General features: G+C 58.7%; 21 protein-coding genes. 8 read left to right on the top strand and 13 right to left on the bottom strand.

All coding sequences use genetic code 11. The features are described from left to right. Positions 1-163 precede the first annotated feature (163 nt). Positions 164-478, top strand: coding sequence for a DUF485 domain-containing protein (locus tag M2416_RS13765; protein ID WP_076947841.1), 315 nt, complete (start codon positions 164-166; stop codon positions 476-478). Further along, positions 475-2,124 (top strand): cation/acetate symporter ActP, encoded by a 1,650-nt coding sequence (gene actP, locus M2416_RS13760; protein WP_076947842.1) that lies wholly within the window; start codon positions 475-477, stop codon positions 2,122-2,124. The genes M2416_RS13765 and actP overlap by 4 nt, the downstream gene beginning before the upstream one ends. A gap of 33 nt (positions 2,125-2,157) precedes the next feature. On the opposite strand, the gene M2416_RS13755 is transcribed toward actP, so the two are convergent. Further along, positions 2,158-2,847: an LrgB family protein gene (locus M2416_RS13755; protein ID WP_041143637.1), complete on the bottom strand. Its 690-nt coding sequence runs from the start codon at positions 2,845-2,847 to the stop codon at positions 2,158-2,160. After that, complete coding sequence (locus M2416_RS13750) at positions 2,840-3,250, bottom strand: CidA/LrgA family protein (protein WP_041143636.1); 411 nt, start codon at positions 3,248-3,250, stop codon at positions 2,840-2,842. Before M2416_RS13750 ends, M2416_RS13755 begins: the two co-directional genes overlap by 8 nt. Positions 3,251-3,353: 103 nt before the next feature. Between M2416_RS13750 and M2416_RS13745 the strand changes: the two genes are divergently transcribed. After that, positions 3,354-4,238 (top strand): LysR family transcriptional regulator, encoded by an 885-nt coding sequence (locus tag M2416_RS13745; protein ID WP_076947844.1) that lies wholly within the window; start codon positions 3,354-3,356, stop codon positions 4,236-4,238. 86 nt (positions 4,239-4,324) lie between these two features. Here the strand turns inward: M2416_RS13745 and M2416_RS13740 are convergent, their stop codons facing one another. The 4 genes from M2416_RS13740 to soxR form a co-directional block, all read right to left on the bottom strand. Continuing rightward, positions 4,325-5,971, bottom strand: a complete 1,647-nt coding sequence (locus M2416_RS13740) for a Na+/H+ antiporter (protein WP_041143634.1) — start codon at positions 5,969-5,971, stop codon at positions 4,325-4,327. A gap of 148 nt (positions 5,972-6,119) precedes the next feature. Beyond that, positions 6,120-7,469 (bottom strand): NCS2 family permease, encoded by a 1,350-nt coding sequence (locus M2416_RS13735; RefSeq protein WP_045853429.1) that lies wholly within the window; start codon positions 7,467-7,469, stop codon positions 6,120-6,122. A 395-nt stretch (positions 7,470-7,864) separates the two neighbouring features. Beyond that, on the bottom strand, positions 7,865-8,533 hold the full coding sequence (locus tag M2416_RS13730) for a glutathione S-transferase family protein (RefSeq protein ID WP_259224821.1): 669 nt from the start codon (positions 8,531-8,533) through the stop codon (positions 7,865-7,867). A gap of 259 nt (positions 8,534-8,792) precedes the next feature. Then, positions 8,793-9,251 (bottom strand): redox-sensitive transcriptional activator SoxR, encoded by a 459-nt coding sequence (gene soxR, locus M2416_RS13725; protein ID WP_041143631.1) that lies wholly within the window; start codon positions 9,249-9,251, stop codon positions 8,793-8,795. 86 nt (positions 9,252-9,337) lie between these two features. Between soxR and soxS the strand changes: the two genes are divergently transcribed. Continuing rightward, positions 9,338-9,667, top strand: a complete 330-nt coding sequence (soxS, locus tag M2416_RS13720) for a superoxide response transcriptional regulator SoxS (protein WP_041143630.1) — start codon at positions 9,338-9,340, stop codon at positions 9,665-9,667. On the opposite strand, the gene M2416_RS13715 is transcribed toward soxS, so the two are convergent. After that, complete coding sequence (locus M2416_RS13715; RefSeq protein ID WP_259224806.1) at positions 9,652-11,256, bottom strand: EAL domain-containing protein; 1,605 nt, start codon at positions 11,254-11,256, stop codon at positions 9,652-9,654. The genes soxS and M2416_RS13715 overlap by 16 nt on opposite strands. A 545-nt stretch (positions 11,257-11,801) precedes the next feature. On the opposite strand from M2416_RS13715, the gene M2416_RS13710 reads away from it, so the two are divergent. Further along, the gene (locus M2416_RS13710) at positions 11,802-12,083 is read left to right on the top strand and encodes a YjcB family protein (RefSeq protein WP_041143628.1); all 282 of its coding nucleotides are present in this window, start codon (positions 11,802-11,804) and stop codon (positions 12,081-12,083) included. Positions 12,084-12,136: 53 nt separating this feature from the next. Here M2416_RS13710 and M2416_RS13705 read toward each other — a convergent pair whose 3' ends face one another. From M2416_RS13705 to M2416_RS13690, 4 genes are all read right to left on the bottom strand, one after another. Next, positions 12,137-12,979 (bottom strand): ABC transporter permease, encoded by an 843-nt coding sequence (locus tag M2416_RS13705; RefSeq protein ID WP_115194031.1) that lies wholly within the window; start codon positions 12,977-12,979, stop codon positions 12,137-12,139. Between the two features lie 14 nt (positions 12,980-12,993). Continuing rightward, positions 12,994-13,824, bottom strand: coding sequence for an ABC transporter permease (locus M2416_RS13700; RefSeq protein WP_259224801.1), 831 nt, complete (start codon positions 13,822-13,824; stop codon positions 12,994-12,996). A 68-nt stretch (positions 13,825-13,892) separates the two neighbouring features. Then, positions 13,893-15,032: an ABC transporter substrate-binding protein gene (locus M2416_RS13695; protein WP_076947848.1), complete on the bottom strand. Its 1,140-nt coding sequence runs from the start codon at positions 15,030-15,032 to the stop codon at positions 13,893-13,895. 29 nt (positions 15,033-15,061) lie between these two features. After that, a complete protein-coding gene (locus M2416_RS13690; RefSeq protein ID WP_259224800.1) occupies positions 15,062-16,111 on the bottom strand; it encodes an ABC transporter ATP-binding protein in 1,050 nt (349 codons plus the stop codon). A 172-nt stretch (positions 16,112-16,283) separates the two neighbouring features. On the opposite strand from M2416_RS13690, the gene M2416_RS13685 reads away from it, so the two are divergent. The 3 genes from M2416_RS13685 to M2416_RS13675 are packed head-to-tail and all read left to right on the top strand — an operon-like array spanning position 16,284 to position 18,842. Next, positions 16,284-17,054: an MBL fold metallo-hydrolase gene (locus M2416_RS13685; RefSeq protein WP_259224798.1), complete on the top strand. Its 771-nt coding sequence runs from the start codon at positions 16,284-16,286 to the stop codon at positions 17,052-17,054. After that, the gene (locus M2416_RS13680) at positions 17,051-18,070 is read left to right on the top strand and encodes a LacI family DNA-binding transcriptional regulator (protein WP_259224796.1); all 1,020 of its coding nucleotides are present in this window, start codon (positions 17,051-17,053) and stop codon (positions 18,068-18,070) included. The genes M2416_RS13685 and M2416_RS13680 overlap by 4 nt, the downstream gene beginning before the upstream one ends. Before the next feature lie 10 nt (positions 18,071-18,080). Further along, on the top strand, positions 18,081-18,842 hold the full coding sequence (locus tag M2416_RS13675) for an inositol monophosphatase family protein (protein WP_259224792.1): 762 nt from the start codon (positions 18,081-18,083) through the stop codon (positions 18,840-18,842). Here the strand turns inward: M2416_RS13675 and M2416_RS13670 are convergent. Both M2416_RS13670 and ecpD read right to left on the bottom strand, forming a co-directional pair. Then, positions 18,839-19,534 carry a fimbria/pilus periplasmic chaperone gene (locus M2416_RS13670; RefSeq protein ID WP_374761792.1) on the bottom strand — a complete coding sequence of 232 codons (696 nt, stop codon included), beginning with the start codon at positions 19,532-19,534 and terminating at the stop codon, positions 18,839-18,841. The genes M2416_RS13675 and M2416_RS13670 overlap by 4 nt on opposite strands. Beyond that, the gene (gene ecpD / locus M2416_RS13665) at positions 19,524-21,116 is read right to left on the bottom strand and encodes a fimbrial adhesin EcpD (protein WP_076947886.1); all 1,593 of its coding nucleotides are present in this window, start codon (positions 21,114-21,116) and stop codon (positions 19,524-19,526) included. The genes M2416_RS13670 and ecpD overlap by 11 nt, the downstream gene beginning before the upstream one ends. Between the last annotated feature and the right edge of the window lie 27 nt (positions 21,117-21,143).

The following is a 21,143-nucleotide window of genomic DNA, read 5'->3' as shown; positions in this document are numbered from 1 at the left end:
CTCCCCAATCGGGGAGAGGAGATAAACATAAAACCTTCCTAAGGATTCCAGGCAGCAGGAAAGCGGTAAGCAGGCAGATTCCCGACGGTTTACCGTCGGGCGGACGCGTGCTGCCGACGTCTCGCGCGTGGATGACGAAAGGAATACCTCTGGAGACGCTAAGATGAATGATCAAATTTGTCAGCGGATAGAAAATAGTGCGCATTTCAGGGAGTTAGTTGCAACCCGGCAAAGGTTTGCCGCCATCTTGTCACTGATCATGCTGGTTATCTATGTCGGCTTCATTTTGCTTATCGCCTTTGCCCCCGGCTGGCTGGGTACGCCGCTGCATGCGGGAACCAGCGTCACCCGCGGCATCCCCATCGGCATTGGCGTCATCGTTATCTCCTTCCTGCTCACCGGCGTTTACGTCTGGCGGGCCAACGGCGAATTCGATCGTCTGACGAAAAGCATTCTCAAAGAGGTGCAGGCATCATGAAGAAAGTTCTGACGGCGCTTGCCGCCACGCTCCCGGCTGCCGCAAACGCGGCCGATACGATCGCCGGCGCGGTCCAGCGCCAGCCGACAAACTGGCAGGCGATTATCATGTTCCTGATCTTCGTCGCCCTGACGCTCTATATCACTTACTGGGCGTCAAAACGGGTACGCTCGCGCAGCGATTACTATACCGCCGGGGGGAATATCACCGGCTTCCAGAACGGGCTGGCAATTGCCGGCGACTTTATGTCCGCCGCGTCCTTCCTCGGGATTTCCGCGCTGGTTTATACCTCCGGCTACGATGGGCTGATTTACTCCCTCGGCTTCCTGGTCGGCTGGCCGATTATTCTGTTCCTGATTGCCGAACGCCTGCGCAACCTCGGACGCTATACCTTTGCCGACGTCGCCTCCTATCGCCTGAAGCAGGGGCCAATCCGTACCCTCTCCGCCTGCGGTTCGCTGGTGGTGGTGGCGCTGTACCTGATTGCGCAGATGGTCGGCGCGGGCAAGCTTATCCAGCTGCTGTTCGGCCTTAACTACCACGTTGCGGTGGTGCTGGTCGGCGTGCTGATGGTGCTGTACGTGCTGTTTGGCGGCATGCTGGCAACCACCTGGGTACAGATCATTAAGGCGGTTCTGCTGCTGTGCGGCGCCAGCTTTATGGCCTTTATGGTCATGAAGCACGTCGGCTTCAGCTTCAATAACCTGTTCAGCGAAGCGATGGCGGTCCATCCAAAAGGGGTGGCGATCATGAGCCCTGGCGGACTGGTGAAAGACCCGATATCGGCGCTGTCGCTGGGGCTGGGGCTGATGTTCGGTACCGCCGGCCTGCCGCATATTCTGATGCGCTTCTTCACCGTGAGCGATGCGCGCGAAGCGCGTAAAAGCGTATTCTACGCTACCGGTTTTATGGGCTATTTCTACATCCTGACCTTTATTATCGGCTTCGGCGCCATCATGCTGGTTGGCGCAAATCCGGCGTTTAAAGACGCTGCGGGCGCGCTTATCGGCGGCAACAACATGGCGGCGGTGCACCTCGCTGACGCGGTGGGCGGTAATCTGTTCCTCGGCTTTATTTCGGCTGTGGCCTTCGCCACCATTCTTGCGGTGGTTGCGGGCCTCACCCTGGCCGGGGCCTCGGCGGTCTCCCACGACCTGTACGCCAACGTCTTCCGTAAGGGTGCCAGCGAGCGCGACGAGCTGCGGGTATCGAAAATCACCGTGCTGATCCTCGGCGTGGTCGCCATTCTGCTGGGGATCCTGTTCGAAAATCAGAACATTGCCTTTATGGTCGGACTGGCGTTCTCGATTGCCGCCAGCTGTAACTTCCCCATCATTCTGCTGTCGATGTACTGGTCGAAGCTGACCACCCGCGGGGCGATGATTGGCGGCTGGCTGGGGCTGCTGACCGCCGTTATCCTGATGATCCTCGGCCCGACGATTTGGGTGCAGATCCTCGGCCATGCGAAGGCGGTCTTCCCGTACGAGTACCCGGCGCTGTTCTCGATTGCCGTTGCCTTTATTGGTATCTGGTTCTTCTCCGCCACCGATAACTCGGCGGAAGGGCTGCGCGAACGCGAGCGGTTCCGCGCCCAGTTTATCCGTTCACAAACCGGTATCGGTATCGAACGCGGCCAGGCGCATTAAGCCACTTAACCCCGGCCGAACGGCCGGGGTTCATCAGAACATCAGCAGGCGCACCAGCGGCGCCGCCAGCACCATCACCACGCCAGACAGCATCATCACCAGGCTGGCGACAACGCCCTCCTGCGGCCCGAGCTCGTAGGAGCGCGCGGTCCCGGCACCGTGCGAGGCGGCGCCAAATCCCGCCCCTTTCGCCATCCCTTCACGAATCGACAGGCGCAAAAACAACACATCGCCGATCGCCATGCCAAATACCCCGGTGACCACCACGAATAGCGCGACCAGATCCGGCTGACCGCCGAGGGGCCGGGCCGCGGCCAGCGCAAAAGGCGTGGTGACCGAACGCACCGCCAGGCTGCGCTGAATCTCATCGGAAAGGGTGAACAGGCGCGCCAGCCAGACCGAGCTGCAGACCGCCACGATTGAGGCCGTCACCACCCCGGCGCTCAGCGACATCCAGTGGCGTTTAATAATCGCCAGGTTGTCATACACCGGCACGGCGAAAGCGATCGTCGCCGGCCCCAGCAGCCACAGCAGCCAGTGGGCCTCTCCCATATAGCTTTGGTATGAAATATGGCCAAAGACCAGAATCAGCACCAGCAGGATCGGGGTAAAAACCAGCGGCATCAGCGGCAGCTTGTGAAAGCGGCGATAGAGGCGCTTATTGGCAAAATAGAGCACCAGCGTCACGATCAGGCACAGGATGCTCAGATGGAGATCACTCATGCTTCATCCTGCTGATTTCATAGCGATAAACTTTATCCACCACCCACGCCGTGGCGCCCAGCACCAGCGTCGTGCTCAGCGCGATCACCAGCAGAATACGCCAGCCGTCGACCATCAGCAGCTGGGTGTAGTTGACCACCGCCACCACCGCCGGCACGAAGAACAGCAGCATTTCTGCCAGCAGCCAGCGGGCGCCGGCGCGCACCCACTTCAGCGGGATAATCCGACAGACGATAAGCGCCAGCAGCATCAGCATGCCGACCAGATTTGCCGGGAGCGGCAGGTGCAGCCAGTTAACCAGATATTGAGCGCAGACAAAGAGTCCGGCATAAACCAGTACCTGAACCGGTACCTGCAGGCGTTGCATAACGAAGGGGGTAACGCGAGCTGGCGCGAAGGCCATGAGCGATATTCCTGAAAAAGAAGCCAGGCGAGCAGTATAGTGAGCCGCCAGGTTGGACAGAAATGAATTAAAATCATCACAGGTATAGTCTCAGGGAATAATTATGGATATCCGCACGCTGCGTTATTTTGTCGAAGTCGTCCGTCAGCAGAGCTTCACCCGCGCGGCGGAGAAACTGTTCGTCACGCAGCCCACCATCAGCAAGATGCTAAAAAACCTCGAAGATGAGCTCAACTGTACGCTGCTAATTCGCGACGGCCGCCGGCTGCTGCTGACCGATACCGGCCGGGTGGTTTTCGAGCGCGGGCAGGCGATTTTGGGCGAATTCCGCCAGCTGGAATCCGAGCTGAGCGATATTAACCACCTGCATAAGGGCATTCTGCGGCTGGGGATCCCGCCGATGGTCGGGATGCTGATGGCCGAGCCGATCGGCCTGTTTCGTCAGCGCTATCCGGGCGTGGAGCTAAAAATTGCCGAGTTCGGCGGCCTGACCGTGCAGCAGGCGGTCAGCGACGGCGAGCTGGATCTGGCCATGACGGCGCTGCCGGTCGATGAGGAGAGCGGCCTCGCGACGCTGCCGCTGTTCAACCATCCGCTGTGCGTGCTGGCACCGAGAACGGCGCAGTGGGAGGCGATGAGCTCGCTATCGCCGCAGGCGCTCGCCGGCCATCCGCTGGTTATCTATAACGAAGATTTCGCCCTCAGCCAGCAGCTGATGCAGCTGTTTACCGACCATGACGTCAAGCCCAGCATCGCGGTGCGCAGCGGACAGTGGGACTTCCTCGCCGCGATGGTTCAGGCGGGAATTGGCGTGGCTATCCTGCCGCAGCCGATTTGCGAGCGCCTCGACGCCCGGCATTTTTGCACGATCCCGCTGCAGAGCGAGCTGCGCTGGGAGCTGGGGATGATTTGGCGGGAGGGAGTCTATCTGTCGCATAGCGCCCAGGCGTGGCTGGCGTGCAGTAAAAGCTTCTGGCTCAATGAGTAAGCGCCCGGAGGCGGCGCGTTGCGCCGGTCCGGGCGAGCTCTGTAGATAGTTCAGCCGCACGGCTCCCCGGCGGGGAGCGGCGGCGGCTATTGATCTTCGATGAGCAGCGCTTCCAGCAGGTCGAGGTCGTGCAGCAGCTTCTGCAGCGTCTCGTTGCTGATCTGGCGGGTGGCGCGTAGGTGGTACAGCTCACCGCGCTCTGAACGCAGCGCCGCCAGGCGGAAGCGGCGCTCAAGCTGCTCTTCGAGGATGGATGTTTCCACGTCGTTGCGCCCGTCGACCCGCCGGCGCAGGTTACCGATCACCCGCGAGCTGACCTCCGTCAGCAGCTGGTTATCGATATTCTCTTTGGTATCCGCCGCCAGCCGCTCCTCCATTTTTTGAATCGCCACGATCGCCACGTCCGCGGTTGCGGCGCGCGCCAGGCGCTCCTCTTTACGCTGCTGGACATGGTCGGTCGACTCGATGTGGCGCAGCAGGATCGGTAGCGCAATCACGCCGACAAACAGCGAGAACAGGATGACCCCGGCGGCAAGGAACACCAGCTCATAGCGCGCAGGGAAAACGTCGCCGCTTGGCAGCAGCAGCGGTATCGACAGCACGCCGGCGAGGGTAATCGCCCCGCGCACCCCGGCCACCGAGGAGATCAGCAGCTCGCGGGTGGTCCAGGAGCCAAACTCCATCGGCTTCTTCTTCAGGAAGCGCTGGCTGAGCTTGCGCATCGTCCACAGCCAGCCAAAACGGACCAGCATCAGGGCGGCGTAAATCAGGATTATATCGGTAAACAGCATCCAGGTTTCGACGTTGGGATCCGCCTCCGCCGCCACCAGCGAGCTCGACAGAATATCCGGCAGCTGCAGGCCTAACAGCAGGAAGACCATGCCGTTAAACACGAACTCCAGCATCGCCCAGGTACTGTTGGCGCGCAGGCGCATCGCCAGCGGCGCGGTGCGCATCACTCCGGAACGGGTGATGGTCATCCCCGCCGCGACCGCGGCCAGAATCCCGGAAAAACCAATATGTTCAGCGATCAGGTAGGAAGCAAACGGCAGCAGGAACAGCAGCACAATCTGCGTTGCCGGCTCATCGCCGCCCCAGCGGCTGAGGAAGCGCATCGAGCGCCCGTAGAGCCAGCTGACGACAAAACCGGCGAGGATGCCGCCTATCGCCACCTTGAAGAACTCGACGGTCGCACCGCCAACGGTAAAGACCATCGTGCCCATCGCCACCGCGACGGCAAACTTCAGCGAGACCAGGCCGGAGGCGTCGTTCATCAACGCTTCGCCCTGCAGTATCCCCATAATTTTTTTCGGGATCCGCCCTTCGCCGACAATCCCGGAGAGCGCCACCGCATCGGTTGGCGACAGGACCGCCGCCAGCGCAAAGGCCGGGATCAGCGGAATGCCCGGGACAATCCAGTAGATGAGGTAGCCGATGCCCACCACCGTCACCAGCACCAGCGCCAGCGCGAGGCCAAAAATCTCTCGCCCGTGCTCAATGAACTCGCGGGTCGGCGTCTTCCAGCCATCGGCAAAAAGCAGCGGCGGAATAAAGAGGACCAGGAAGAGCTCGGGGTCGAATTCGACGTGCAGCCCGAAGGTAGGCCAGGCCAACAGCGCGCCGATGGCAATCTGGATTAAAGGTAGTGGAACCTGAAAGGGCAGTACGCGTGTAACCACCCCGGAGAGAGAGACCACGAGGGTCATGATGAGTATGGTAAAGAATATTTCCATGTGTTCCCTGTTTGCTGCGTTTTCTTTTTTTACATCTGAGGCGTCATGTCTCGAAATGATACGCTACCCAGATTAACGCAAAAGGAAACAGGATGTGGCTTAAAAATTAAACGGGCGGCCTGAGCCGCCCGCTGTCAGCATAAATCGCTTAAATTGCCCAGCCGCCGGCGTAGAAGATAACCAGCGCTGCGGCAATGATCACGGTGCCGAGGTTCAGCTTGCGCCACTCCCCGGAGACCAGGCGTCCGATAACCAGCGACGCGAAGCCAATCATGATGCCGGTAACGATGTTGCAGGTCAGCACGATAAAGACCGCGGTAATCAGCCCCGCCATCGCATCGACAAAATCGTTGAAATCAATCTTCGCCACGTTGCTCAGCATCAGCAGGCCGACATACATCAGCGCCGGAGCGGTGGCGTAGGCGGGCACCAGATAGGAGAGCGGAGAGAGGAACAGGATCAGCAGGAACAGCACGCCAACCGTCACCGCGGTCAGGCCCGTTTTACCGCCGGCAGCGGTACCCGCAGCCGATTCGATATACACCGCCGCAGGCGCCGCGCCGACCAGGCCGGAGAAGACGCTGCTCAGGGAGTCGGTGGTCAGCGCTTTACCGCCGTTGATGATCTGCCCGTCTTTATCCAGCAGGTTCGCCTGCCCCGCGACCGCGCGGATGGTGCCGGTGGCATCAAATACCGCCGTCATCACCAGCGCCAGTACACTCGGCAGAACGACCGGGTTCAGCGCGCCGATAATGTCCAGGCTGCCGATCAGCGAATTGCCTTTATCGTCGCTCAGCGACGGCATGGCGAAAATACCGGAGAAGTGCACGTTAGGGTCGAAAATCAGGCCGACGATCGACACGCCGATAATGGTCAGCAGGATGCCGCCCGGCACCTTCAGCTTTTCGAGGCCGATAATCACCGCCAGCCCCACCAGCGACATAATCACCGGGAAGCTGTCGAAGTTACCCAGCGCCACCGGCAGACCGTCCAGCGGGTTCTTAATGACCAGGCCCACGCCGTTGGCAGCGATCAGCAGCAGGAACAGGCCGATACCGATACCGGTACCGTGCGCAACGCCCTGCGGCAGGTTGCGTAAGATCCAGCTACGAATGCCGGTCGCCGAGATAATGGTAAACAGCACGCCCATCAGGAACACGGCGCCCAGCGCAACCGGGATGCTGATCTGCTGCCCCAGCACCAGGCTGAAGGCGGTAAAGGCGGTCAGCGAGATAGCACAGCCGATTGCCAGCGGCAGGTTGGCCCACAGCCCCATCACCAGAGAGCCCACGCCCGCCACCAGGCAGGTGGAGACAAACACCGCTGCCGGTGGGAACCCGGCTTTACCCAGCATGCCCGGTACTACGATTACCGAGTACACCATGGCGAGAAAAGTAGTTAAACCTGCAAGAATTTCCTGACGCACGGAGCTGCCGCGAGCCGAAATTTTAAACCAGGCGTCTAATGAACCGCCGGTACGCGCTGAAGGCGTAGACATAGAAAACTTCCCCTGAGAATTTTTATCATTCGTCGGTATGCGTGGTGGACCATCCACTGCCAGTTCAACGCGATCTCCTTGTGCTATATATCGCAGCGCCAGGGGGGCTGCAAAAAAAGCAAACGTTTAACTCCGCGCATACAATACGGTGGTCAAAATTACTTTACTCACCCCCTGTTAGCAGGATAAATAGCGAGCAAAATAATAAGGCAAACGATTATCCAGCCTTTAGATGGCCCTTTTCAACTGAAGTTTGTCGTATTTCGCTAAATTTCGCTTATGACGTTCAGGAAATAACCAGCCGATGCGCAAACGTTATCGTCTATGCGCAATCTGCTAACATTTTTGTATTGCGCTGATAGCAATTCGCCTCGGCCATCGTAAAAGGTGATGCCTCAGGCACCCGGTAGCGTAAAGGGGCCGCCGCGTTCAATGGCGCGCTGCCAGGCCGGACGCTGCTCGATACGCTGCGTCCAGCGGGCGATGTGCGCAAGCCCGTCAATTCCGCCGCGCGACTGCAGCGCCAGCAGCGGAAAGCTCATCTGGATATCGGCCATGCTCAGGTTTTCGCCCGCAAACCACGGCCATCGGGAGAGGTGATCTTCGATAAAGCCGGCGTGGGTCGCAATCTGCCGGTCCAGCCAGGCCTTCTGCACCCCCTTCCCCAGCGCGCCGCCCAGCGTGCGCATGCCGAACGGCACCGGAGCCTTGCCGAGGCTGGAAAAGACCAGCTTCATCAGCATCAGGGGCATCAGCGAGCCTTCGGCATAGTGCAGCCAAAAGCGGTACTGCAGCCTGTCCGCCATCGCCTGCGGCCGCAGCTGCTGCGTGCTATCGTAGGTTTCCTGCAGATATTCAAGGATCGCCCCGGACTCCGCCAGCACGTAGCCGTTGTCCTCCACCACCGGAGATTTGCCCAGCGGGTGAATTTTTTTTAACTCCGGCGGTGCCAGCATATTTTTCTGCCGCGGATAGCAGACAATCTGATAGGGCAGCTGCAGCTCTTCCAGCGCCCAGAGCACGCGCTGCGATCGCGATTGATTAAGGTGATGTACCGTCAGCATGGGTCTCTCCCGTCGTTTGTTCAAATTAACTATAGGAACTGGCGGTGAATGACGGGAAAAATTCGCCAAAATAAGCGGGTGGATTTAAGGGGATGTGCCACAATTAAGGTGTCGGCGCAATCCGGAACCTCCATCAACTTGTTGCGCAATACTGAGGGGAGCCGATGTCGGGGGAAACCCTCCTGTGAACCAGCGGGATAGAGCGAAAGACAAAGACCGGAAAACAACTAAAGCGCCCTGTTGTGGCGCTTTAGTTTTTTTAATCATCCTCCAGCAGCCGCGCGCCGGTCCCCTCTTCACCCAGCTTGTCACCCGGGTTACGCAGCGGGCAGTCCCGTCGCGACAGGCAGCCGCAGCCGATGCAGCCATCCAGCTGATCGCGCAGCGCGGTCAGCGTATGAATGCGCCGATCCAGCTCCTCCCGCCACACCGACGATAGCTGCTTCCACTCTTTGGCGCTTAGGTTGTGGCCTTCGGGCAGCACGCCAAAGGCGTCGCCGATAGTCGCCAGCGGAATGCCGATGCGCTGCGCAATCTTGATAATCGCCACCGCACGCAGCACGTCACGACGGTAGCGCCGCTGATTACCCGGATTGCGCTGGCTGTGAATCAGCCCTTTGCTTTCATAGAAATGGAGCGCCGAGACGGCAACGCCGGTACGTTTTGCCACTTCGCCGGGGGTCAACAGCATTTTGATACGGGGTGATTTCTTTTCCATAAAGCGCTTTACCTCAAGTTAACTTGAGGAATTATACTCGCCCGCAGACAAAACGACGAATCGAGAATTGAGAGAGAGGCCGCTTTATGTCCCATCAGGATATTATCCAAACGCTTATTGAATGGATTGATGAACATATCGATCAACCACTTAACATTGATGTAGTCGCCAAAAAATCGGGGTACTCGAAGTGGTATCTCCAGCGGATGTTCCGCGCCGTTACGCATCAGACGCTGGGTGATTACATTCGCCAACGTCGGCTGTTACTGGCCGCTGAAGCCCTCAGAACCACCCAGCGCCCGATTTTCGATATCGCGATGGATCTGGGCTACGTCTCGCAGCAGACGTTTTCACGGGTGTTCCGCCGGGAGTATGACCGCACGCCCAGCGACTATCGCCATCAGATTTCCGCCTGACGGCTTTGCGCACAGGCGTTAAGCAGCGCTGGCGCCTTAACCAGCCACTGCTTAAACTCCTGCACCGGCATCGCCTTCGCAAAATGCCAGCCCTGGCAGTAGCGGACGCCGCGCTTGTGTAGCCACTTCACCTGGTCCAGCGTTTCGACGCCCTCGGCCACGGTTTTCAGGTGCAGGCTGCGCGCCATCTCAATAATATGCTCGGCGATCGTGTGGCTGGTGCCGTGCGTCGTCAACGTATCGATAAAGGATTTATCGATCTTGAGAATGTCGACGTTGAGCGAAGAGAGGTTATGCAGGTTGGAGTAGCCGGTGCCGAAATCATCGATGGCGACTTCATATCCCGCCTCGCGAAAGGCCTGAATCACCGGCGTCGTTTTCTGCACGTCAATAAACCCGCGCTCGGTCACTTCGATTTTAATCTGGCTGATGCATACCCCGTGACTTTGCGCCTTTTCACTAATTTGGCTAATCAGCCGCGCAGAGTGGAAATCCGTGGCCGAGAGGTTAATCGCGACGTACAGCTGCGGATGGCTGGCGAGAAATTCGCCCAGATCGGCAAACACCTCATCCACGACGTAGTCCGTCACCTGCGCAATCAGCCCTTCGTTCTCCGCCAGCGGAATGAACTCCGCCGGGCTCATCACCGGGCCATTGCATCCTGGCCAGCGCAGCAGCGCTTCGGCCCCGACGCAGCGGTTATTTTTAATATCGACGATCGGCTGATAGTGCAGGCACAGCTGGCGACGGCTCAGCGCGCGCTGCAGCCTGCTGCGCGGGGAGTGGTACTGCCGCCGGGTTCGTAGCCACAGCATTAACATCAGCCCGCTACCAATCAGGCCCAGCGGCAGAGTAAGCATGATCTGATCGTATAAATTTTTATAGTAGCCCACGCGCGAAGTGGACATGATCACCGCGATAGGGCGGTTCGCCGAATGGGCAACGGTGTATACCCGGCGATCCTGCTGGAAAAAGGTGTCTTTGCTGCGGATCAGCGGGCGCAGCGCCGCGGCGTCGGTATTTTTGCTGACGGAGAAAAACTGATTCGTTTTGGTATCGAACAGACCGTAGGCTAAATCTCTATCGCTGGATATTAACGCACTATAGGAAAGCGGATTAATAACCGCGACATAGTGACCGCGCTGCATATAGGTCATGGCAAAACCGGGATAGAACGGCGTATCGCGATAGTAATAGATGGCGACATCCGGCTTTTTTATATAATTAGCCGTCTCAACATGCCAGACCGTATCGGGATGAACGGCGGTTGAGCAAAAGAAATCAGCGCCTTCCGCATAGACTAAATCTTCGACGTAAAGCAGGCTGCGAACAATATCCAGCATATATCGCTGGTGCTGCGGCGAACATATTATCCCCTGATATTGCATGGCCTTTTTACGCGCCTGCTCGACCTCATGAATAACCATTTCGGTTTTCTGCAGCGCCAGTTGAGAAAACGAGCGGAGCTGGTCGTTGGTTTCCACCCTGGCCCGGTGTTGGGCAAGCCACAATGCCAGCACCACTGGCAGCAGGATAACCAGGGTAATACCGAATATTTTCAACGCCTTATGCGGCGCGCTACGACTCATTTCCGCTTTTTATCCATGCGATACGCCTTAATCACGGTAACAGTCCACAATGGCAGATGCCTGCGCCTATACAGCGCCGGTCATTTAGGCATTCGGCTAGTGAGGGTAAAAACCCCACAGCTGATAATGATGAATAATACTAACTTATAGAACAATCGAGAAACATTCTCGACATAATGAGAGCGGCAGCGCTTTCTGATTCGGTTTATCCGTATGATTACCGCGAACAGGTAATAAAACCCGTAGATATAAGCCAGGCAAAAAAACAATCCATCGTATTAATACATTAGCTTCAGCAACATGGCGGGCATGGCTATGGCGCACGGCATCATTAACCACAATATTAAAATGGTTTATAAGTACATAAAAAACGCAATTTTTGGCTGGTGAATAAAAGAACAAGTGTGATATAGTTCACACATCCTAATGAAACGGAAACATTGTTTCATTATACGTTTCTTTGCCCGTCGATAGCCAGAGCGCCACGTCATCGTTAGTCTCGCCAGGTTGTCAAAGGCCCCCGACTTTCTTTGAGGATCAGGTTAATGGCTTCCATTACTACCAGTGTCATACTCCTGCGCTGGCCGCTGGTGAGCGCAGTGCTGATGTTTTTAGCCAGCTCGATGAATATTCAGCTGCGTAAAAGCGACTATGCCGGCTTAGCGGTCATCTGCAGCTGCCTGGGGCTGGTCGCCGCCTGCTGGTTTGCCACCGGCCTGCTCGGTATCACGCTGATCGACGTTGCCAAAATCTGGGGCAACATTAAAGACGTCATGGTTGAGGTGATGAGCCAGACGCCGCCAGAGTGGCCGATGATGATGACCTGATAGTAAAAACGCTTCCCACCGGGAAGCGTTTTTACTGGCGGGTAGCCTGAACGCTATTTGCCCATTTTTGCCAGCATTTCCGGGCGCATAAATTTATGAATAACCAGCATAAACAGCAGCGACGGCAGTAATAAAATCAGCGCGGTAATAGACGACACCTGATAGTTTCCCGACATGCTGGCGTTGTATAGCAGCAGCGGCAGCGTGGTGATATCCGGCGCGCCGACAAAAAAGGTGCCGGTGAACTCGTCCAGCGACTCCAGAAAGACAAAAATACTGGCGGCAATAATCCCCGGCGATGCCTGGGGCAAAACGATATGCCAAAACGTATACACCGCCCCGGCCCCCAGATTGCGCGACGCTCTTGCCAGCAGCGGATCGACCGCCGAGAACGCCGCCACGCAAATCCATACCGAATACATCAGCCCGTGCACGCTGTGCACCAGCACCACGCCGGCCACGGTGCCGTTGAGCCCCCACTGATAGAAAAGCCGGGCAATATTCATATATACCGTCAGGTTAGGGAACGCCTGCGGAATAAGAAACAGCAGCATAAAGCCCACCCGCAGCGGCATCCCTCGCCGCGATAACGCATAGCCGGCGGGGATCGAAACCAGCAGGCACACCAGCACCGACAGCACGGCAATCAGCACGCTGGTCAGCAGAGAGCCCGAAACATCGCTATAGGGGCTGAACACCTGATACCAGTATTTCAGCCCCCACTGGCTGGGCAGGCTGTGGGGAAAGAACCAGCTTTCGGCCACCGTCCAGATAAGCAGATTCAGCAGCGGGCCAAACATCGCCAGCAGCATCAGAACCAGCAGCAGCGTCTGCAGCGGCAGGCTGGCGTTCAGCTTTCTCCGCCCTTTCGCCAGCAGCGTCGCGGGTGACGTCATCGTAACCTCCTTCATTATTCTCCCCCTTTTTGCCGCAGGCTGTGGCGCAGATAAAACCACGACAGCGCGCCGCAGATAAGCAGCGACACGACGCCGAGGGCGTTAGCCACGGCGTAATCCCCGTAGGAGTTCACGCGAAACGCCATATCAACGGTGATCATCGTCGGCGTACCGACGCCTATCATCAGCGGCACCGACAGCACCGACATCATGGTGACGGTCGAGAGCACCAGCGCCACGCCGATAGCGGGCAGCACCTGCGGCAGAATAATATCGAACAGGATCCGCGGACGAGAGGCGCCCAGATTGCGCGCCGCCAGAATTTGCGACTGCTCAAGCGCCGCCATTGCGCCGCAGATAAGCAGCGTGGCGAACGCCAGCTGCTTCCAGACGAAGGTGATAATAATGCCCTTCCAGCCCAGCCAGGAGAGAGTCTCCATCGGCGTGAGCAGATCGCTGGCAATCAGCGCATTGTTCATTAAGCCGTTTTTGGCCAGAAAGGTACGCATCATCTGCGCCGCAACGATAAAGGGAATAAACAGCGGCAGCCGATATAAAAATGCCAGCATCTGTACGATCGGCCGGCAGGACGACAGGGTAATCACCGCGGAAAGGGTAATGGAAATCAGCGCCAGCAGCGCCACGGAGCTCAGCACGACGATCAGCGTAAACAGGATATCGCTGGAGTAGAGCGCATAGACTTTGCGAAAGTGGGCCAGGGTCAGCCGCTGCGCATCGTCGGTAAAGGCGGCAATCAGCGAGAAGCCCAGCGGATATAAAAACAGCACGGCGATGGTCAGCGCGGCGGGAGCCACCAGCAGCAGATATTTCAGCGAAATACGCATAGCAAACCTGATATCAGCAAGGAGAAACGCCCGGGTCGACGCGCAGCCGCCCCGGGCATCGACGAAGATTAGTTGGCGACCTGGCTTTCGTAGCCTTCTTTAATATCGTCAAAATAGGCGCTAATCGGGAAGCTTTTGCCGTATTCCGCCAGCGCCTGCGGCGAGATCTCAGCAAACAGCTTTTGCCACGTCCCCGCGTCCAGCTGCGGCTTAACGTGCTGCGCATCGATGCCGGGATACCAGTTAAACTGCTTCACGATCCCCTGCGCCTGCACCTCCGGGCTGGTCGCCAGCTCGATAAACTCGTGCGCCAGCTGGGCGTTCGCCGCCTTCGCCGGGGTCACGTAATACATCGGCTGACCCGGCATCCCCGGCGCCAGCAGGGAGAGCTTGATCGACGGCGGCAGCTTGCCCTGATCCTTCCAGCTGTAGAACATGTCCACCCACACCGGCCCCATCGCGATCTCCCCGCGGGTCAGCATATCGAGCGTCCCGGCGTTGCCCGGCGTGAAGGTGACGTTTTTATTAAAAGCCTTCAGCTTTTCATAGGCCTGGCCCCAGTTTTTCTCCACGCCTTTATCGTACGGCAGGGAGGAGAGGCGCTGGGCGTCGGTGCCGTAGGCGTACATCCAGCCCACCACGAAGCTGACCCCGGACATGCCGTTTTTAATCCCGTTATAGCCGAAGGCCTGCGGGTTTTTCTGCGCCCAGGCCACCAGCTCATCGTAGGAGGCCGGCGGGGTTTTGATCGTCTCGCTGTTCCAGGCAATGGCGGTCTGGCTTAAAAACATCGGCATCACGTAGCCGTCGACGTTCACCCCGAGGGCATTTTTAGCGTTATCGGCGCTGACCAGGCTGGCGGTCTTAATCTGCGGGCGGTACTTCTCTAATAGCCCCTTCTCCACCAGCTCGCCGCCGGCTTTTTGATGCACTACGGCGACGTCAATATCCCAGCTGCTGGCGCCGCTCTCCTTCTGCGCCGTCAGCTTTTCGATAATTTTGTTCGAGCCCGCGTCCCCCGGCCCGGTACCGATAACCTGCACCTTGACGCCCGGATGCGCGGCCTCAAACTTTGGCCCCAGCCAGGTTTTTACGTAATCCACCATATTCTGATCGCCCGCCGTCGCGACGTTCAGGATGGTATCGGCCTGCGCGCCGTAGCTCAGGAGTACGGCGGTCGCTAGCGCAACGTTTGTTTTAGTAAACATGGTTTATCCCCAGAATGAACACGATGATGTCAACTTGCATGAGATGAAGGAAAAATATGCAGCGCCGGTGTCGGCACGTGCAGCCTGACCGGGGAGCTGGCGGGCCAGCAGCGGGTAGAATCCGCCAGCAGCAGGCGATCGCGGCAGCGTACGCTGTGGCGATATAAATGGCCGAGGAAGGCGCTTTGTTCGACGATGCCGTCGAGGGTCAGCCCCTCCTGCGGCGCGCTATCCGCGACTGAAAGGAGCGCCGCGTCGGTGCTGCGGAAATAAATGATCTGCTCGCCAGAATCAGCAGTGGAATATGCCGGTGGGCTACGCCAGTGAATACCGTCGAGGGTGCGGATATCGCGGCTATTTATTTTATTATCGGCACCCATAAAATCGGCGACAAAAGGCGTGGCCGGACGCTGATATATCTCCTCCGGCGTCCCTAACTGCTCAATCCTGCCGTTATTTAATACGGCAATACGGTCAGCCATCACCAGCGCTTCCTGCTGGTCATGAGTGACGATTAATGAGGTAAAGCCGAGCTTCTTTTGCAGCGCTTTTATTTCATGACGGACGTTAAGGCGGACTTTGGCATCCAGGTTGGAGAGCGGTTCATCCAGCACCAGCACGTCCGGTTCAATCGCCAGGGCGCGCGCCAGGGCAACCCGCTGACGCTGGCCGCCGGAAAGCTCGGTCACCTTCATTTCCGCCAGCCCCGAGAGGTTGACTATCTGCAGCAGCTCCGCCACCCGGCGGTCGATATCGTCGCGCCGCCACCGGCGCAGCTTCAGGCCGTAGCCGATATTGCGGGCCACCGTCAGGTGCGGCCACAGCGCATAGCTTTGAAAAACCATCGTAATATTGCGCTGCTCCGGCGGGCTATGGGTAATATCCCTGCCGGCGACGACGATCTCCCCGCTTTGCGCCGGGATAAAACCGCAGAGCGCATTGAGCAGCGTGGTTTTCCCGCAGCCCGATGGCCCCAGCAGGGCGATCATCTCCCCCTTCTCTACCGCCAGGTCGATATTATGCAGGACAACCTTATCGCCGTAGCGAATTCTCAGGCTGGCAATGTGCAGATAGCTCATATTCGGTATCCAAAACTCTTCTGTAGGCATTTTTTTATTTATTCGCGCCGGTATGAACACGTGTTCATTTGGCTGTAAAAAAAATGCAACTTTAACTCGACATGATGTGAGCCTACTTTGTCGGGTATTTGTGACAATTTAATTAAGTGCGAAAATTTTTTGGCGAGGGTAAATGAAAATAGACGTTCTCGGCTGCGGCAGCGCCTTCTCAGAGAGCCAAAATACCTCTGCGCTGCGCGTGATTGATAATAACAATCGCCAGTGGCTGATTGATTGCGGCCCCACTATCCCGCGCGCCCTGTGGCAGCGCGGGGGCAATATTAACGATATCGATGCCATTTACTTCACCCACGTCCATCCGGATCACTGTACCGGCCTGACGGCGCTGCTCAACTACTGGAAAAGCTTTTCCCGCCACAAGCCGCTGATTATCTACAGCCAGCCGCAGCAGCGTCCGGTGCTGATGCAGCTGGCGCAGCTGGCAAACTGGCCGGACACCGCGCTGTGCTTTGCGATTGAGTGGCGCGACGTCACCCCGACGTGGACCTGGCACGACTGGCAGATCCGCACCGCCGAAACCCAGCATGAGCTCAGCAATCGCGCAATTCGCATCACCCTAGCCGGGAAAAGCCTGTTCTACAGCGGCGACGGCCGGCCGACGGCGCAGTCGATCGCGCTGATGGCGGGGGCAGACCTGGCGTTCCAGGAGTGCGCCTCGCTCACCGCCCTGAGCGACGACGCCTCCCACGGCGATTTCCCGGCCTGCCTGGCGCTGTTTCAAAGGCTGGCGCTGCCCGCCATGGGGCTCTATCACTGCTACGACGCGATCCTGCCGGCGCTGCGGGTAGCCTGCCGGCCGTGGAACGGGTTGTTCGTCAGCCAGGACGGCTTACAATACGATCTTCATCAGCCACCGCGCAGCGGCGAGGAAAGCCCGGCATGAGCGCACTTCCCCGAAAACAGAGCATTACCGCCGAGGACGTTGCCCGCCGCGCCGGGGTCTCGCGCGCGGTCGTTTCCCGCGCGCTGAGCAATAACGGCAGCATCTCGCCCGCCGCCCGCGAGCGGGTGCTGCGCGCCGCAGAAGAGCTGGGCTATCAGGTCAACTTCCTCGCCCAGGGGCTTAACCGCCGGCGCAGCCACCTGATCGGGGTGATCGTTTCCCGCATCAACGATCCGTTTCGCAGCAGCCTGCTCGACGGGCTGCTGAGCGAGATCCAGCGCCACGATTTTCAGGCGCTGGTCAGCGAGATCCGCAGCGAGCAGGATCTGGCCCAGACCCTTCGCCGCTTCGCGCAGTTTCGCGTCTCCGGGGCGATCGTCACCTCCGGCCAGCCGCCCGAGTCGCTGGTCTACGAGTTCGCCCAGCAGCAAATTCCGGTCGTCGGCATTAACCGCCAGCCCAATATTCCCGGCGTCGATTACGTCTGCTCGGATAATGCAGCCGGGGCGGCGCTGGCTGCGAAGCAGCTGGTAACCGCCGGCTGCCGCCGCTTTGGCTGGCTAAACCATCGCCACTCGACCTGGGCCGGACAAATGCGCGGGGAAGCGTTCTATCAGGCGCTCAGCGAACTTGGGGTGGATACGCGGCGCGATCTTCAGCCTCTTTTTGCCACCCTCGAAGGCTACGAGGGCGGGCTGCAGGCCGCCGCCGATGCCGACGATGCGCTGGAGGGGATTTTTTGCGCCAACGCGCAGCTGGCCTGCGGCTTTCTTGACGGCATGCGCCAGCGTGGCAAAGAGGCCCCGGCGGATTTTCAGCTCATCGGGTTTGATAACACGCCGCAAACGGCGCAGTACAGCTACCGGCTCACCACTCTGCATCAGGACGTAGCGGAGATCTCCCGCCAGGCGCTCACCCGCCTGCTGGAGAGGGCCAGCGATCCGCTCCAGCCTTCACGCACCACGTGGGTGAAGGTCGATTTAATTCACCGGCGCACGTCGCCATCAACCACATAAGAGCCAGGCTATGACCGAAGAACAGCAGCAGTCGCTATGCAGTTTGATTCGCCAGTTGGGGACGCGCGCGCAGGAGCTGCGCGATGCGGGACTGCAGGTGGATAAAAAAGCGCGCCAGGATTTTGTTTCCCAGGCCGACGTTTTCGTCGAGCAGGAGATCAAGGCCTGGCTGGAGGCCCATCGCCCGGAGGACGGTTTTCTCGGCGAAGAGAGCGGCCTGCGGGCCGGGAAGCAGGGAACCTGGGTCATTGATCCTATCGACGGTACCACCAACTATATTCTGGGCATGGATTACTGGTGTATTTCTCTGGCCTGGGTCAGCCAGGGCGCGCTGGAGCTGGGAATTATCTACGCCCCGGATCGCAATGAGTTTTTCTTTGCCCGCCGCGGCGAAGGCGCATTTCTCAACGATAAGCGCCTGACGCTACGCGAGCCGGATCCGGAAACGGTGGTGATTGGCATGGGGCGCTCCAGCCGGGCGCCTGCCGCAAACTACGCCCGCATGCTGGAGCGGGTGATTGACGCCGGCATGGAGTACCGCCGCTTTGGCGCCGGGGCGCTGATGCTGGCCCACGTCGCTGCCGGCCAGGTGCACGCCTATTATGAGGCGCATATGAACAGCTGGGATGCGCTGGCGGGTATCCTGCTGATCGTCGAAGCGGGCGGGAGCAGCAGCGATTTTCTGGCCAACGACGGCCTGCTCAGCGGTAACCTGGTGCTGGCCGGCTGCCCTGAGGTTCAGTCGCGCCTGATGGCCCTGACCGAGAGCTAACCGCCCGCCGATGGCGACGGGCAGTCGTTGGATATTTTGATAAATTGATCGTTGTAAATTATGTACTTGTCGCCAGACTGGCGTAGCGCAGCCTGGCGCACCACGTCGCCAGGGCGTAGGTACCAGGCGTCGCCGTCCTCTTCCGTTGCCCCGCATCCGGGCTTAATCAGCAGCTTAAACCAGGTGTTGCCGCTGTTGCTGACGGTGCCCGCCTGGCGGTCAAAGGCCCATTTAAAATCGACCTGACGCGGACGCACCGCCAGGATAGTCTCTACCACCACCACCGGGTCGATGCTCACCGCCGCCCCGGCGGTATTGCGCTCGACGCGGTTGCGGGTAGGGATTTCACGAAACGAGACCCGATAGTAGCGCTCGCGGTTGTCCTGCGGCCCGTGATAGTAGAACTTAAAATATTCCCCCTCCCCCGCCTGCAGGGTCAGCTGGCGCGGTGCAAAGAGCAGCTCGCCGTCCGCCGGGCGGGAGCGAACCTCTTTCCCGCCAGGACGGTCGATACCGACCACCGAGACCTGATACAGGCGCGCGCTCTTGTTATTATTCAGCACCCGCTTGGCGGCAAAGCTCTCCTCCGCCCCCAGCGAGAAGGTCAGGTTACCGACCGATATGGCCTCTCCGACCGCGGGCAGGCAGAGGGCCAGCAGCCACGCCATCGCGCGTATCGTATTAGTTAACATTTCGCCACGTCGCCTGAACCCGAATTTCACCTGAAGCGCTCACCTCACCGAACCAGCCGTCATCGTCGATCGTTTTCAGCGAGATCGCGTCATTCATCGGGATAGAGAACCTGACCGTGGTTTTATTCATCACTCCCGGATCGCCGGAGGCGTCGTTCCACGGCGTGCTCATCCACAGCGCATCGGTCATGTCGCGCCAGCTATCGTCGCAGCCGGCATCGTAGGTTTTGTTGCCGCCGCTTTGCGTCGTGAAGGTCAGCGTCGCCGGGAAAGGGACTTTCGTCGTATTGTCCGCGGAGCTGAAGATGCAGTATGAACGCCCGCCGATGGTCTGCGCCGGGCCGTTAACTTTGATCAGCACCTCATCGGCGGCGGTCCTGCCGCTGGTGGTGACGATATAGCCAAAATCCAGCGAGGGCTTGCCCTGGCCGACGTAGCCCTCGCGGCTCGGCGCGCTGGTGTACTCGTCGGAAATAATGCTGATGCTGAAATCACGCGGCTTGATAACCAGCGAGTTGGAGGTAGAAAACTCATACCAGCCGGACTCCGGCGACGTAATGTTCTGGAAGCGGAAGTTAAACAAATCTTTGGTATTAATATCGCTGATCCCCAGCGCAACCATCTGCTTAAAGAAGTTATTCGAGAAGAAGATGTAAATGGAGTCAGAGGACTTCATCTCATTGAAATTGTAGTAGTAGGAGATGCCGCTTACCGGCTTCCACGAATTGCCGTTGAGGCTGAACTGCATATCATAGATGCCCACCGCAGAGACCAGCGACGAATTGCTGATGGCGGGGAAAATATGGATAGAGGTATTGCTCAGGCCGTTGTTTTCCAGAGCATAGTTAACCATCTTGCAGCTCAGGCCGGAGCGGGTGCCGATGGTTTGGGCATGGCAGTTGGTGCTCCCCTCGCCGAGCGTCGGCACTCCGTCGGTGTTGATAAACACCTCGGTAAGGGAGTGGGTATTGAGCAGCCTTAAGTTGGCGGCCTTGGTATGGGTGACCTTGCGGGTATACCAGCTCCCCGAAGCCTGATCCCTGCAGCGCGCCCCGCTGCTGGCATCGTACTTAACGGAAGTCTGACAGCCGTTGATGGTCATCGAGAAGCTGCCGCCTACCGGCATCTGCTGGAGATACTGATAGAAGGCGTCGGATAGCATCCCGTGCATCCATTTAGCCCCGCCGGAGGTCACCGTCACGCCGTAGAAACCGCTCGCATCCAGCGCCGGCGCCTGAATCAGGCTGGTTGCCATATCGCAGCCAACGTACCAGTTTATACAGCGCAGGCCGCTCAGCGGGTTGGATACCGGCGAGTTCTCCAGCCACATGTCGAACTGCCAGTTGGCGTTTAGCACCGTGTTGTAGCCGTTATCGATATAGCCCAGGCTCTGCTGATAGATAGTGCCGGTACCGGTATACTTCAGCCCGGTCCAGCGGCTGCCGCCGGTCAGGCGCGGGTCGAGCGCGCCGCCAGGGGTGACGAAGTAGTTATCGTCAGAGTTGTTTTCCACAAACACATACTGCATCGCCGCCGCGTCGGGCCAGTTCGTTTTGGTCACCGCCGCAGAGGCCCGCGTCATTGCGCCCAGGGCGAGCACAATCGCCAA

Source organism: Klebsiella sp. BIGb0132, from assembly GCF_024810075.1.
Lineage (GTDB): Bacteria > Pseudomonadota > Gammaproteobacteria > Enterobacterales > Enterobacteriaceae > Klebsiella > Klebsiella terrigena.
Note: the sequence above shows the minus strand (reverse complement) of the source record. Positions and strands in the feature narration are given on the sequence as shown.

Coding starts and splice junctions, on each gene's coding strand:
- soxR (WP_041143631.1), bottom strand. CDS start 9,251: ATGGAAAAGAAATCACCCCGTATCAAAATGCTGTTGACCCCCGGCGAA.
- M2416_RS13745 (WP_076947844.1), top strand. CDS start 3,354: ATGGATATCCGCACGCTGCGTTATTTTGTCGAAGTCGTCCGTCAGCAG.
- soxS (WP_041143630.1), top strand. CDS start 9,338: ATGTCCCATCAGGATATTATCCAAACGCTTATTGAATGGATTGATGAA.
- M2416_RS13670 (WP_374761792.1), bottom strand. CDS start 19,534: ATGTTAACTAATACGATACGCGCGATGGCGTGGCTGCTGGCCCTCTGC.
- M2416_RS13735 (WP_045853429.1), bottom strand. CDS start 7,469: ATGTCTACGCCTTCAGCGCGTACCGGCGGTTCATTAGACGCCTGGTTT.
- M2416_RS13755 (WP_041143637.1), bottom strand. CDS start 2,847: ATGAGTGATCTCCATCTGAGCATCCTGTGCCTGATCGTGACGCTGGTG.
- actP (WP_076947842.1), top strand. CDS start 475: ATGAAGAAAGTTCTGACGGCGCTTGCCGCCACGCTCCCGGCTGCCGCA.
- M2416_RS13765 (WP_076947841.1), top strand. CDS start 164: ATGAATGATCAAATTTGTCAGCGGATAGAAAATAGTGCGCATTTCAGG.
- M2416_RS13730 (WP_259224821.1), bottom strand. CDS start 8,533: ATGCTGACGGTACATCACCTTAATCAATCGCGATCGCAGCGCGTGCTC.
- M2416_RS13680 (WP_259224796.1), top strand. CDS start 17,051: ATGAGCGCACTTCCCCGAAAACAGAGCATTACCGCCGAGGACGTTGCC.
- M2416_RS13685 (WP_259224798.1), top strand. CDS start 16,284: ATGAAAATAGACGTTCTCGGCTGCGGCAGCGCCTTCTCAGAGAGCCAA.
- ecpD (WP_076947886.1), bottom strand. CDS start 21,116: ATGACGCGGGCCTCTGCGGCGGTGACCAAAACGAACTGGCCCGACGCG.
- M2416_RS13705 (WP_115194031.1), bottom strand. CDS start 12,979: ATGACGTCACCCGCGACGCTGCTGGCGAAAGGGCGGAGAAAGCTGAAC.
- M2416_RS13690 (WP_259224800.1), bottom strand. CDS start 16,111: ATGAGCTATCTGCACATTGCCAGCCTGAGAATTCGCTACGGCGATAAG.
- M2416_RS13695 (WP_076947848.1), bottom strand. CDS start 15,032: ATGTTTACTAAAACAAACGTTGCGCTAGCGACCGCCGTACTCCTGAGC.
- M2416_RS13700 (WP_259224801.1), bottom strand. CDS start 13,824: ATGCGTATTTCGCTGAAATATCTGCTGCTGGTGGCTCCCGCCGCGCTG.
- M2416_RS13740 (WP_041143634.1), bottom strand. CDS start 5,971: ATGGAAATATTCTTTACCATACTCATCATGACCCTCGTGGTCTCTCTC.
- M2416_RS13675 (WP_259224792.1), top strand. CDS start 18,081: ATGACCGAAGAACAGCAGCAGTCGCTATGCAGTTTGATTCGCCAGTTG.
- M2416_RS13715 (WP_259224806.1), bottom strand. CDS start 11,256: ATGAGTCGTAGCGCGCCGCATAAGGCGTTGAAAATATTCGGTATTACC.
- M2416_RS13750 (WP_041143636.1), bottom strand. CDS start 3,250: ATGGCCTTCGCGCCAGCTCGCGTTACCCCCTTCGTTATGCAACGCCTG.
- M2416_RS13710 (WP_041143628.1), top strand. CDS start 11,802: ATGGCTTCCATTACTACCAGTGTCATACTCCTGCGCTGGCCGCTGGTG.